This is a genomic window from Maricaulis virginensis, from assembly GCF_027922185.1.
Taxonomy (GTDB): domain Bacteria; phylum Pseudomonadota; class Alphaproteobacteria; order Caulobacterales; family Maricaulaceae; genus Maricaulis; species Maricaulis virginensis.
Window position 1 is genome coordinate 171,615 of record NZ_BSFE01000002.1, and the last position, 12,599, is coordinate 184,213.

Annotated in this window: 13 protein-coding genes; 6 read left to right on the top strand and 7 right to left on the bottom strand. The window is 68.5% G+C overall.

What is annotated here, in order from left to right; all coding sequences use genetic code 11:
- The first annotated feature begins 19 nt into the window (after nt 1-19).
- Together queC and queE are read left to right on the top strand one after the other, a co-directional pair.
- Nucleotides 20-733, top strand: coding sequence for a 7-cyano-7-deazaguanine synthase QueC (gene queC / locus PKE71_RS04175; RefSeq protein WP_373878788.1), 714 nt, complete (start codon nt 20-22; stop codon nt 731-733).
- A complete protein-coding gene (gene queE / locus PKE71_RS04180) occupies nt 730-1,359 on the top strand; it encodes a 7-carboxy-7-deazaguanine synthase (protein ID WP_271185703.1) in 630 nt (209 codons plus the stop codon). The genes queC and queE overlap by 4 nt, the downstream gene beginning before the upstream one ends.
- A gap of 118 nt (nt 1,360-1,477) precedes the next feature.
- Here the strand turns inward: queE and PKE71_RS04185 are convergent, their stop codons facing one another.
- The 7 genes from PKE71_RS04185 to PKE71_RS04215 all read right to left on the bottom strand — a co-directional run bounded on the left by PKE71_RS04185 (nt 1,478) and on the right by PKE71_RS04215 (nt 9,740).
- Nucleotides 1,478-2,044, bottom strand: a complete 567-nt coding sequence (locus PKE71_RS04185; protein WP_271185704.1) for a hypothetical protein — start codon at nt 2,042-2,044, stop codon at nt 1,478-1,480.
- A 153-nt stretch (nt 2,045-2,197) separates the two neighbouring features.
- Nucleotides 2,198-2,698: a DUF3313 family protein gene (locus PKE71_RS04190; RefSeq protein ID WP_271185705.1), complete on the bottom strand. Its 501-nt coding sequence runs from the start codon at nt 2,696-2,698 to the stop codon at nt 2,198-2,200.
- Nucleotides 2,699-2,797: 99 nt separating this feature from the next.
- Nucleotides 2,798-2,989: a hypothetical protein gene (locus PKE71_RS04195; protein ID WP_271185706.1), complete on the bottom strand. Its 192-nt coding sequence runs from the start codon at nt 2,987-2,989 to the stop codon at nt 2,798-2,800.
- Between the two features lie 69 nt (nt 2,990-3,058).
- Nucleotides 3,059-5,119, bottom strand: a complete 2,061-nt coding sequence (locus PKE71_RS04200) for a glutamine amidotransferase (protein ID WP_271185707.1) — start codon at nt 5,117-5,119, stop codon at nt 3,059-3,061.
- Entirely contained in the window at nt 5,116-7,836 is a 2,721-nt protein-coding gene (locus PKE71_RS04205; RefSeq protein WP_271185708.1) for a DUF4159 domain-containing protein, read from the bottom strand. The genes PKE71_RS04200 and PKE71_RS04205 overlap by 4 nt, the downstream gene beginning before the upstream one ends.
- Before the next feature lie 5 nt (nt 7,837-7,841).
- Nucleotides 7,842-8,738 carry a DUF58 domain-containing protein gene (locus tag PKE71_RS04210; protein WP_271185709.1) on the bottom strand — a complete coding sequence of 299 codons (897 nt, stop codon included), beginning with the start codon at nt 8,736-8,738 and terminating at the stop codon, nt 7,842-7,844.
- Between the two features lie 3 nt (nt 8,739-8,741).
- Nucleotides 8,742-9,740 carry an AAA family ATPase gene (locus PKE71_RS04215; protein ID WP_271185710.1) on the bottom strand — a complete coding sequence of 333 codons (999 nt, stop codon included), beginning with the start codon at nt 9,738-9,740 and terminating at the stop codon, nt 8,742-8,744.
- Between the two features lie 83 nt (nt 9,741-9,823).
- Between PKE71_RS04215 and PKE71_RS04220 the strand changes: the two genes are divergently transcribed.
- Genes PKE71_RS04220 through PKE71_RS04235 form a run of 4 tightly spaced genes read left to right on the top strand, consistent with a single transcriptional unit; the run spans nt 9,824 to nt 12,581 of the window.
- Nucleotides 9,824-10,387, top strand: a complete 564-nt coding sequence (locus tag PKE71_RS04220) for a DUF1285 domain-containing protein (protein WP_271185711.1) — start codon at nt 9,824-9,826, stop codon at nt 10,385-10,387.
- The gene (locus PKE71_RS04225; RefSeq protein ID WP_271185712.1) at nt 10,387-11,013 is read left to right on the top strand and encodes a CoA pyrophosphatase; all 627 of its coding nucleotides are present in this window, start codon (nt 10,387-10,389) and stop codon (nt 11,011-11,013) included. The genes PKE71_RS04220 and PKE71_RS04225 overlap by 1 nt, the downstream gene beginning before the upstream one ends.
- 3 nt (nt 11,014-11,016) lie before the next feature.
- Nucleotides 11,017-11,343 (top strand): DUF6111 family protein, encoded by a 327-nt coding sequence (locus tag PKE71_RS04230; protein WP_271185713.1) that lies wholly within the window; start codon nt 11,017-11,019, stop codon nt 11,341-11,343.
- Nucleotides 11,340-12,581: a CCA tRNA nucleotidyltransferase gene (locus tag PKE71_RS04235; RefSeq protein WP_271185714.1), complete on the top strand. Its 1,242-nt coding sequence runs from the start codon at nt 11,340-11,342 to the stop codon at nt 12,579-12,581. The genes PKE71_RS04230 and PKE71_RS04235 overlap by 4 nt, the downstream gene beginning before the upstream one ends.
- The last annotated feature ends 18 nt before the right edge of the window (nt 12,582-12,599 follow it).

Consider the following 12,599-nt stretch of genomic DNA (forward strand, 5'->3'; position numbering starts at 1 on the left):
TTCATTATATAAGCCGCGCATGACGAACCCAATGCCCGCCCCCACGGCCCTGGTCCTCTTCTCCGGCGGCCAGGATTCCGCGACCAGCCTTGCCTGGGCACTCGACCGGTATGACCGGGTCGAGACGGTCGGTTTCGATTATGGCCAGCGTCACGCCGTCGAGATGAGCGCGCGGCAGGATGTGCGCAAGGGGATGCAGGCCCTGCCTGGCGGCGACCGGCTGGGCGAGGACTTTGTCATCGACCTCACCGGCTATGGCGCCATTGCGGAAAGCGCACTCACCGCCGAGCGCGAGATCGAGATGCAGGCCAACGGTCTGCCCTCCACCTTCGTGCCGGGCCGCAATCTGGTCTTCCTCACGGTGGCGTCGGCCCTGGCCTATCGCCGCGGGCACGGCGTGCTCGTCGGCGGCATGTGCGAGACCGACTATTCCGGCTATCCGGACTGCCGTCGCGCCACCATCGACGCAACCCAGCAGGCGCTGACACTGGGCCTGGACGTGCCGATGCGTGTCGAAACGCCGCTGATGCATCTGGACAAGGGCCAGACCTGGGCGCTGGCGGCCGAGCTGGGCGGTGCGGACCTGGTCGAGCTGATCCGCGTCCGGTCCCATACCTGTTATCGCGGCGAGCGCGGTGCGCTGCACGACTGGGGCCATGGCTGCGGCACCTGTCCGGCGTGCGAACTGCGCGCTGCAGGATGGCAGGCCTGGCAGGAGGCGCGGACGGCATGAGCTATTCGGTCAAGGAAACCTTCCTGACGGTGCAGGGCGAGGGCGCCCAGGCCGGGCGTCCGGCGGTCTTCCTGCGCTTTGCCGGCTGCAATCTGTGGAGTGGCCGGGAGCAGGACCGGGCCAGGGCGGTCTGCAATTTCTGCGACACGGATTTCGTCGGCATGGACGGTCCGGGCGGCGGACGCTTTGCGACGCCGCAGGATGTCGCCGGTCACGTTCGCGGCTTCTGGCCGGGCGGCGGCAAGCCGCTGGTCGTGTGCACGGGCGGCGAACCCCTGCTGCAGCTCGACGCGCCGCTGATCGAGGCATTGCACGCGGCCGGGTTCGAGATTGCCGTGGAGACCAATGGCACGTTGCCGGCGCCCGAAGGGATCGACTGGATCACCGTCAGTCCGAAGGGCACCGCTCAGGTCGTCCAGCGTTCCGGCCACGAGCTCAAACTCGTCTATCCGCAGCCCGGCCTCGATCCGGCAGCGTTCACGGCCTGGGACTTCCGGCGCTTCTCCCTGCAGCCGATGGATGGCGCACACATGATGCAGAATGCCCAGGCCGCATTCGAATACTGCCTGGCGCATCCGCAATGGTCCTTGAGCCTGCAGACCCATAAATGGATCGGCGCGCCCTGAGTGACATTGTCGCCGCCGGAGCATTTTCAGCAAAAGTGGGAACCGGTTTTGCGGTTCGAAAATGCGACCACTCAAAAACTAGAGCAATTTCATCGACATCAATTGCGATGCAATTGCTCTAGCGGCTTTCCGACAGGCGCCGGGGCATCGGGGCTTCGCCAAGGCTATCGGTCAGCTCCCGCGCAAACAGGCTGAAGGCCAGGCGGGTATCGCTCCAGATGCCGGTGTCGTGGCCTGTCGGCTCGGTATTGTACCAGCGGAAGGAATACTGCCCGATCGCCCGTCCGTCCGCTCCGACAAGTTCGGCCGTCAGCTCGGCGCCGCCGGAGGCCTCACTGGTATAGTGTGCGGTATCCATCTCCTGGATCTGCGACAGGGTCGGCCGGCTGGGGACGACATCGATCAGGGTGACATTGAGCACCGTCTCGTGCGCCGAGACACCATGCCAGTCGGCGGCGACCAGGGTGTTCTGCAGAACGTCGCGCAGATAGCCGGTCAACCGTCCCAGCTCGGCTTCGCCGAGAAGCTCGGCCTTTTCGCGCAGCCCTGGAGCGACGTCGATCCGGCCGATTTCGATCGAACCGGTCGCCTCGCTGCGATAGCTGGACTGAAAGCCGCTTGTCTGGGCTGCCGCCGGCACAGTCCCGATGAACGCACCTACAAGGACTAAAGCGAGCACACGCATCGTGTCTCTCCTCGCATCAGGTCCCCCTTGTGGCAGAGAGACTAGCACGGGGCGCGGCGTGTGCGTGAGCGAAGGGTGTTGTGCGGTCGCGAACGAAAACGGGGCGCACCCGCCGGATGCGCCCCGCTTGTTCGCTGAAGCCTGGCCCCGGGATCAGGAGCCGGAACCGTTCCGTTCGCTCAGGCTCTCGCCGATATCGCTGGCAAACCGGTCCATCGCGCGGCGTGCATCGGTCCAGCGGGAATAGCCCACGACATCCTGGATGTTATGCGAGCGCCAGGAATAGCTGAACGTCTCCAGCTCGGCGCCGCTGGCGTCGAGAAGGCGGGCCTCAAGGCTTGCCCCGCCGATGCTGATGGATGAATGGTGCAGGCTGCGGGCGGCCATCTGTTCCATGGTCGGCCGGTTGGGCGTGGCGTCGAGAATGGTGACTTCCAGGCGAAGCCCGTTCTCGCCGAGCATGCCGGACAGTTCGCGCTCGAGATCCTCACGCATCTCGTTGGCCAGATAGTCCAGCTCGCGCTGGCCGTATTCGTCGGCCTTCTCGGTCAGCTCCGGTCCGAAGCCGATCGGGGAAATGGAAACGGGATCCTGTGCCAGTGCCGGAACCGCCAGGGCTCCGATCGCCAGCAGCGCGGTCATGGTACGTCTCATTGTGCGCCTCCTAACAAAGTTGGCAACGAGTCCCTCGCAACCAGACTAACACATAGGAATTGCCGATGAAAATGAAACCGCGGACAGACGGGGAGGCGCTCAGTCCTCGTCCCCGTCGTCATCGTCGTCTCCGGGGGTGACAACGTCGATCGCGGCACCGCCTACCGCGCCGGCGGCACCGACCGCAGCGCCGACCGTGCCGACGGCGACATCGGTTGCGGCAATGACCAGGCATCCCGACAGGAGCGGGCTGAGGAAAAGCATGGCGAGCAGGATGCGGATGCGGCGCATGGATCGGTCTCCGGTTGAACGCCTCCCTCGTCGCACTGACAGGGTTTCCACAAGATGAAGACGTTGGTCTTAGCGTCCCTCGCGCCACCAGCCCAGGCCCAGGAAAGCCGCCAGCAGCAGGACCGCCAGCAAGCCCGGCAGAAGCGGTGTGCGGGTCGAGGCCTCGACCACATAGCGCTCGTTCCGGGTCAGGCCCAGCCAGGTCCGTCCGGCCTGATCGGCGCCCGCCCGCGTGCGGCGCAGGGCCGGCAGGTCCGCGTCGGCGCCGTCGCCAACCGGATACCAGCCGCCGCCGGTTGCCTCGACGAAGGGATCGAGCGCATCGCCGGTGGGACGCAGGTCGGCATATTCCACCGGATTGATCGGTCCCAGCGCGGCCACCGTCGTCAGATCGCCAGAGCGCAGCCGCACCAGTCCGGAACCTTCCGCCGGCATGACCGCGGCAAAGCGGCCGTCCTCGGTGCGGCCCATCGCGACCGTTTCCTCGCGGCCGTCCGGCCAGGTGATTTCCAGCGGCGGGGCGTCGTCGGCCAGGGTGACCCGGTCGACATGCAGCTCACCCTCGGTGGCGTAGGCGGTGAGGCGTTCCTCGTCGAGCTCGGGTTCGCGCATCAGCCAGTGGGCGACGCGGCGGAACATTTCCGCATAGGGACCGCCGCCCTCGAAGCCGCGCGCCCACAGCCAGGTCTGGTCGCTCATCACGATGGCGGCCCGGCCTTCGCCGGAACGCTGCAGTACCAGAAGCGGATGCCCGTCCGGCGTCTCCAGCAGCGTGTCGCCGCCCAGCGCCGTGCCGTGGATGTGACGCAGCCAGCGGCCCCATTGCGGGATCTCGCCGCCGCCGGCCAGGCCGGCCGTCACGGGATGCCGCAGGCCGGTCTCCGTCGTTTCGGGGGTAAAGCCGCCATCGGTGATATAGCCCGTCGGACGCACCGGCAGGACCGCGGCCAGCGGCGTGCGGTAAAGGCTCGGCGCCCCGGCAAACGGCGGCCCGGCCGTCACCAGCAGTGCACCGCCATTGTCCACATAGCGGGCGATATAGTCGAAATAGAGCGGCGGCATGATATTGCGCCGGCGATAGCGGTCGAAGATCACCAGGTCGAATTCTTCCAGGCGCTCCACGAACAATTCCTGCACCGGAAAGCCGATCAGGGCCAGCTCGTCCACCGGGGTGGAGTCGCGCCGGTCTGGCGGCCGCAGGATGGTGAAGTGGACGAGGTCGACCGAGGGGTCGGACTTCAGAAGGTCACGCCAGGCGCGCGCACCATTGTGCGGCTCGCCGGTGACCAGAAGCACGCGCAGCCGGTCGCGCACACCGTTCACCGACACGGCGGCCCGATTGTTGATCAGGGAGAGTTCTTCCGGTCCCGCCTCGACTTCGGCCTCGATGACATTCTGGCCGCGGCGTTCGACGGGGACTTCGACGCGGGTCGAGCGGCCGATCGGGATGGTGAAGCGCTGGGGCTCGCCGCCTTCGAAGCGGAAATCCACCGCGGCAGTGCCCTGCATCGCATCGTCCTCGACGCGGATCATGAATTGTACCGTCTGGCCGACAATGCCGTAGCGCGGGGCTTCCTCGATCACGAGGCGGCGGTCGCCGGCCTCGCGGTCGCCGGGCATGACGTGATGGATCGGCGCATCGACATTGATCGCGTCCAGGCTGGCCGGCGCGTCATGCACCTGGCCGTCAGTGACCAGGACCACGCCGGCGATACGGTCCGGCGGTGCGCTGGCGAGGGCGGCATTGACGCCGTCGAACAGCATGGTGCCGTCGGCGCTTTCGCCGGCTTCCACCTCGACCAGATCGAGCAGGGGATCGGTCTCGGCCTCGCGGCGCAGCGCCTCGGCCATGGCGTTGGCGGCGTCATTGCGGCCGCCGATATCCATGCTGGACGAGGTATCGGTCACCAGGATGGCGACATCGGCCAGCGGGTCGCGCTCCTCCTCGACCAGCGAGGGATTGGCCAGCACCAGGGCGATGCCCAGAATGGCGAGCGTGCGCCAGATCCAGCCGGACAGGCGCATCACACCGCCGGCCAGTGTGGCGATCAGGGCGAGCCCGGTGAGGGCCGCGATCACGCTCCAGGGCAGGAGCGGAGCAAAGTCGAGCGCAGTGACGGTCGCGTTCATTGGCCCAGCCTCTCGAGAATTTCCGGCACATGGACCTGGTCGGCCTTGTAATTCCCCGTCAGCGCATACATCGCGATATTCACGCCGAAGCGGTAGGCCATCTCGCGCTGGCGGTCGCCGCCCTCGACAGGCACCATGGCCTCGCCGTTCGCATTGCGGGCCCAGGCCGAGGCCCAGTCATTGGCGCCGATGATCACGCCGGACGTGCCGTCTCGCGAGGCGCCGTCGGGATTGGCCTCCACCCAGACCGGGCTGCCCGAGAAGCGTCCCGGGAAATCCTGCAGCAGGTAGAAGGTGCGCGTGAGCACGTGATCCGGCGGGATCTGGGCCAGCGGCGGAATGTCGATGCTTTCCAGCAGGGTGACGAGGCCGGGGTGCGGCGCGCCTGTGCGCAGCATGGCCACGTCGGCATCCTGGGTGTCGAACACGATCAGCCCGCCGGACTGGAGATAGGCGCTCACCTTCCCGGCCGTCTCCGGCGAGAGCGGCTGCACATCGGTGGAGACCGGCCAGTAGATCATCGGGAAGAAGAGCAGCGGATCGGTCTCGATATCGATCCCCATCGGCGCGTCCGGTTCCATGGCACTGCGCCGGGTGATCTCGCGGCCGAGGCCGGCCAGGCCCGCTTCGCTGCGGCCGTCGGTCTGGGCATTGCCGGTGCGGACATAGGCAAAGCGCAGGCTGAGCGCAGCCTCCAGCGCGTAGGCGTCGGGATCGGTGTCCTGGGCGTCCGCCATCGGAGCGCCGGGCAGGATGGCCACCGCGACAAGGACAGCCGCAGCCGTGCCGCCCAGCCGCACGGGCAGGCGGCCGGCCAGGGCAAGCGCGATCAGGATGTCCAGCGCCAGCAGGATCAGCGCGGCGGCCAGCAGCGGGGCATCGAACTGCGATACGCGCGGACCGTCCAGCCCGGCAAATTCGGCACCGGGCAGATTGCGCGGCAGCGGCACCATGCGCGTGTCGCGGGCAATCACGTTGAGGGCGGCCGATGCGGGCCCCAGCCGGTAGAGGCCGGGCGGCGAGACCGGGCCCGGCGTCGTGGTCTCGAAGGCCTGGGCCGGGATCGGCCGGGCCGAGGCGGGGGCCGGGGCCAGCTGGCCTTCGGCGTCCAGCGCCCGGTCGAGCACCCAGGCGCCATTGGCCGGCGAGGACGCACTGCCGCTGTGCGCGAGGCCCATCAGGCGCTGCAGCATGCGCGGGAAGAGGCCGGTCAGCGGCAGGTCCGACCATTCCGGGCTCGCCGTGACGTGGAACAGCACGATCCAGCCGCGCGCACGGCGTTCGGCGGTCACCAGCGGCGTGCCGTCGTCCAGGCGGGCCCAGACGCGGTCCGGCGTCGCCGAGCCGGGCTGGGCAAGGACCTGCCGGTCGACGGTCGCATTGCGATCGACCGGCAGGCCGGCGAAGGGCGATGTGTCGGGGAAGGGCGCCAGCGTCTGCGGCTCCTCCCAGTTCAGCGCGCCGCCGAACAGACGGCCGCCCTGGCGCAGGTCGACGGGCAGCAGCGCGTCGCCGCGGGCGGCCAGGCGCGGGCCGGCAAAGCGGATCAGCACGCCGCCATTGTCGATGAAGTCGGCAATGCGCGGATCGTCGCTGCGCGCATCGTCGGTCATTACCAGGACGGACGGCTCGGCCGCCAGAAGATCGTCCAGCGTGCCGCGGATCAGCTCGGCGCGCGGCGCCAGGGCGCTCTGGATATAGTGCAGGTCGGACAGCAGGGGCTGGCCCTCGCTGGCGGTCAGCTCGATCAGGCCGACGCGCGGACGCTGCCAGCTATCGCCCAGCAGATGCACCGACCCGGCGGTCGAGGTGCCGTCCAGGCGCAGGCTTGCGATGCGGTTGCGCAGGTCGAGCGGCAGCGACAGCGTCGCCGAGGCAATGCCCGAACCGGCCTCGAAGGTAACGTCGCGGCGGGCAATGGCGCGGCCATCTGCGCCCAGTGCCGTGACACCGGCGGTGCGGGGCAGGTCGGTCGCGGCGCGGCGGACTTCCACGGTCAGCCCGTCGGCCGCGGCTTCCGGCGGCGCAAGGCCAAGCGCGGCACGGCCGCTGTCCGGTTCGATCACCCGCAAGCGGCCCAGGCCCGACAATGTCTGCGCCAGGCGGGCGGCATCGCCGGAATTCAGGCCGTCGCTCAGCCAGGTCACGGCCAGCGGACCGTCCAGCTGGCCGGCGTCGCGCGCATTGCGCAGGCGATCGGCCGTGGCCTCGCGATCGGCAGGCCAGGGCTGGGGCGACAGGGTTTCCAGCTGGCGGCGGGCGGCATCGGCATTGCCCAGGCGCACGGGCAGGGGCGCATTGCCACTGTCCGCTGTGCCTGTGACGGCAATGACGCGGCCGTCGCGATCGGCCTGGTCGATCAGGCGTTCGGCTTCGCGGCGCATGTCGTCCCAGGCCGAGGCGGCCGTCCAGCCATTGTCCAGCACCAGGAGGGAGGGGCGTGTCTCGGTCTCGACCGCCGCCGGCGTCCAGACCGGACGGGCCAGGGCGATGATGATCAGGGCGGCGATCAGGAGACGGAACAGGATCAGCCACCAGGGCGCGTGTTGCGGCGTCTCGGCATCGTCCGGCGCCCCCATAAGGAGGCGCAGCGGCGGGAAAACGGCCCGGCGCGGTGCAGGCGGGGTCGCGCGCAGCAGGAACCACAGCGCGGGCAGCGCGAGGAGGCCGGCCAGCGCCAGCGGAGCTGCGAAGGAAAGAGGGCCCAGGGCGAACATATGCGTCAGACGTCTCGTGCCAGGGTTTTGAACAAGGATAGCACGGCGCTGGTCGCCGGGCGGTCGGTACGGTGGGTGATCATGGTCCAGCCGAACTGCCGGGCAAGGGCCGCCAGCTGTTCGCCGTGCTGGGCCCAGCGGGCGCGATAGGCGTTGCGGGCCTCTTCGGCGCGGCCGAACAGCAGGGTCTCGCCGCTGCCGGGGGCCTCGAAGCGGGTGCGGCCGGAATAGGGGAAGTCCTCTTCCGCCGGATCGACGATACGCAGCAGGACGCCATTGGCTTCCTGGGCGGCGAAGCGCGACAGGCGGGCCGCCCAGGTCTCCGGCGGATCGAGGAAGTCGCTCGACAGCACGATGCGGCTGAAGCGGGAAATATGGGGCGCCTCGACCGATTGTGCGGCGCCGGGGCCCAGGATGAGCCGCCGTGACACGCGTTCCAGCCCCAGAGCGCCGGTGCGGGCAATCGCCGATTCGCCCAGCACGGAGACCCGCTCCCCGCCCTGGGTGAGCAGGGCCGCGACGGCGATCAGGCAGACCGCGGCCCGGTCGGCCTTGGTCGGCACATTGCGGCTGGAGGCGAACTGCATCGAGGCCGAGCCGTCGCGCCACAGCGAGACGGTGTTGGCGGCCTCCCACTCATTCTGGCGCACGAAGAGCTGGTCGGACTTGGCCGACTGGCGCCAGTCGACCGCGGCGCGGCCGTCTTCGGGACGGTGATGTCGGTATTGCCAGAAGGTCTCGCCAATGCCCGAGCGGCGGCGGCCATGCACACCCTGGGCGACCGTCGCAGCAATGCGATCGGCTTCGGCCAGCAGGGCCGGCAGGCGCGCAGCCGCATCCTCACCCTCGTGACGCAGGGCGACGACGCGGCGCTCGGTATTGCGGTCTGCGCCCTGGACCATGGATCAGGCCGCCTGGTCTGCGAGCGTCTTGATCAGGCCTTCCAGCGTATGACCGTCGGCGCGCGCCGCGAAGGACAGCGCCATGCGGTGCTTCAGCACCGGTTCGGCCAGCGCGGCGACGTCCTCGGTGGACGGGGCAAGCCGTCCGCGCAGCAGGGCGCGGGCGCGGCAGGCCAGCATCAGCGCCTGGCCGGCACGCGGGCCGGGACCCCAGGACACGCCGTCGCGCACGGCCGGGACATCGCTCTCGTCCGGGCGGGCCGAACGCAGCAGGTCGAGGATCGCGTCGAGCACGCGCTCGCCGACCGGCAGGCGGCGCACGAGCGATTGCAGTTTCAGGATCTCGTCCGGGTTCAGCACTTCAATCGCTTCGGCCTGTTCGGCCCCCGTCGTCGCCAGCAGCACGGCGCGTTCGGCCTCGCGCTTGGGGTAGGGGATGTCGACGCGCAGCAGGAAGCGGTCGAGCTGGGCTTCGGGCAGCGGATAGGTGCCCTCCTGCTCGATCGGGTTCTGGGTGGCCAGGACGTGGAAGGGCCTGGGCAGGTCGTGGCGCTCGCCGGCGACGGTGACATGGCTTTCCTGCATGGCCTGCAGCAGCGCGGCCTGGGTGCGCGGGCTGGCGCGGTTGATCTCGTCGGCCATCAAGAGGCGGCAGAAGACCGGGCCCGGCAGGAAGCGGAAATGCCGCTTGCCGTCATCGCTCTCTTCCAGGATTTCCGAGCCGAGGATATCGGCGGGCATCAGGTCCGGGGTGAACTGGATACGCTTGGTGTCCAGGCCGGTGGCCGTGGCGATCGTCTGCACCAGGCGCGTCTTGGCGAGGCCCGGCGCGCCGACCAGCAGGGTATGACCGCTGGCGAGGACAGCGGCGAGACACAGCTCGATCTCGTCCTCGAGCCCGAAGATCACCCGGCCGATGCTCTCTTTCACCGCCTTGAGACGTTCCGTCGCGGCATCCGCCTCGGCAATCAGTTCTGCACCGGGTTCATTCGTCTCGGTCATCGTCCTACATTCCTTTGCGATACAGATACGATCCATTGGCCATATGCTCTTTACGAGCATGGCGTTGCACACGAAAGCTGTCCATGCCCTCCACACCTCCGACCCGCGATCCGATGCAGTCGCTCCTCGATGCCGCCCGCCAGGCTGGCGACGGGCTGCCGCCGGTGGACAAGTGGCATCCCGACTATTGCGGCGAGATGGACATGGTCATCAAACGTGACGGGTCTTGGTGGCACGAAGGCACGCGCATTACACGTGACCGTCTTGTAAGACTGTTTTCCACGATCTTGCGGAAAGATGACGATGGCATTCACTACCTCGTGACCCCGGTCGAGAAGATCGGCATCGAGGTCGAGGTCGCGCCCTTCATCGCCACGCGGGTCGATGTCGTCGGCGAGGGCAAGGACCAGTCGCTGGTCTTTACCACCAATGTCGGCGATCTCGCCGAGGCAGGGCAGGACCATCCGATCACGGTCGAAGTCGATGAAGAGACCGGCGAGCCGACGCCGCTGGTGCGGGTGCGCGGCAAGCTGGACGCGCTGATGGCACGTCCGGTCTTCTACGAGCTCGCCGAACGGGCGGTCGAGCATGAGGGTGTGATGGGCGTGTGGAGCGGCGGCGAATTCTACCCGCTGGGGGCGGTGTGATGGAGAGCGCCGACAGGCTGCTGGCGCTTTTGCGCGACCGGCTGGACCCGGTGGATGCGCCGGCCACGCCGCCGCGATTCGGCGATGGCGATCTCAATGGCGGCCTGCCGCTGCGCGAGACGGCGACGACGGCGCTGCGCAATGCCGCCGTGCTGGCGCCGCTGATCGTACATGACGGTCCGCCGCGCCTGCTGCTGACCGAACGCGCGGCCCATCTGGCCAAGCATGCCGGCCAGGTCGCCTTCCCCGGCGGCAGTGTCGATCCGACCGGCGAGACCCCGGCCCAGGCCGCCGTGCGCGAGCTGGAGGAGGAGGTCGGTATCGGTGCCGGGCATGTCGAGCTGATCGGCCGCTTCGATGGCTATGAGACCGTGACCGGCTTCCACGTCACGCCCTTCGTGGGCGTGCTGAAACCCGGCTATGTCCTGCGTCCCGATCCGGGCGAGGTGGCCGATGTGTTCGAGGCGCCCTTCGATTTCCTGATGGACCCGGTCAATCACCAGCGCCATTCGCGCGAGTGGCAGGGGCACCGGCGGCACTTCTACGCCATGCCCTGGGAAGGCCGCTATATCTGGGGGGCGACTGCAGGCATGCTTAAATCCCTGCACGACCGGTTGTATGGTTAGCTCATGATCCGCATCACAATTATCGAAATCGCCTCCTTCTTCCTGCCCTTCCTGCTGTTCTTCATCTGGCGGTGGCAGACACGGTCCGACGTCAAGCTGACGGCCACGCCGGCGCTCAAACTGGGTGTGGCCGGAGCCGTGCTGGCGATCGCGGCGATGATCGCCCTGGCCATGTTCGACGCCTCGCGCGGCGGGCATGAGGGCGACCGGTATGTGCCGCCGCGTGTCGTCGATGGCCGGGTCGTGCCGGGTCATTTCGTTCCGGCGGGCGACGCGGAGAGCGACGAGGCGGATACGCCGGAAACGGAAAACGAAGACACGCCGCAATGACCCGGCCGCATCTCGATCCCGCCCGGCAGACCTGGATGCAGGCGCCGGAGACCGTCGCCGTGATGGAAGCCCTGGACGCGGCCCGGCCCGGCGGCAGCCGTTTTGTCGGCGGCTGCGTGCGCAATGCGCTGCTGGGCGAACGGGTGGCCGATATCGACATCGCCACGCAGCTTCTGCCCGACGAGACCATCGCTGCGGCGAAGGCGGCCGGCCTGAAGGCCGTTCCCACCGGCAAGGCGCACGGCACGATCACCGTCATTGCCGATGGCGTGCCCTTCGAGGTCACGACGCTGCGGCGCGATGTGTCGACCGACGGCCGGCGGGCGGTGGTGACCTTCACCGAGGACTGGGCCGAGGATGCGCAGCGGCGCGATTTCCGCCTCAACGCGCTCTATGCCGATCGCACGGGCGCGGTTACCGACCCGACGGGCGGGCTCGAGGATGTCGCGCCGCGGCGTTTCGTGTTCGTGGGCACGCCGGAGAACCGCATCCGCGAAGACTATCTGCGCATCCTGCGCCTGTTCCGCTTCGAGGCCTGGTATGGCGCCGGCGATCCGGACCCGGCGGGTCTGGCGGCAGCGGCGGCGCTGAAGGACGGGCTTCATAAATTATCGGTCGAGCGTGTCTGGGCCGAACTCAAGAAATTGCTGGCTGCACGCGATCCTCGGGCGGCGCTCGCCGCGATGGCCAAGGCAGGTATTCTGGATTTGATCCTTGGAGTGAACGGATCCTTAAGAGTCCTCGGCGGTATTGTTGATCAGGATGTACAATATGGTCTAGCGCCCGATTCGCTCTTGAGGTTCGTGGCGCTTGCCGATGGCGGACCGGAAAGGATCAGGACCATGGCAGCCAAGCTGAAGATGTCGAACGCAGAGACGCGCCGCCTCGAGGGTGCCGTCGATCCGTCGGCGCGCGAAGACGTCACAAAGGCCTTTTCCGACATGGCCGCCGCCGAACGCGCCATCATGGCGCTGGGCGCCCGCGCTTTCGAGGACCAGGCCCGCCTGCAGGCCGCCGGCGAGGTGGCTCCGCCGCCGCGCGACTGGACCCTGCTCGCCAAATTCGCCCGCGAATGGGCCGAGCCGGAATTCCCGGTCAAGGGCGGCGACCTCATCCTGCTGGGCTACGAGCCCGGCCCGATGCTCGGCGATGCGCTCGACGAACTGAAGGCCTACTGGATCGCCGAACGCTTCGAACCGAGCAAGGACGAGCTGATCGCGCGTCTGAAAACGCACTGATCCCGGGCCTGATCCGAA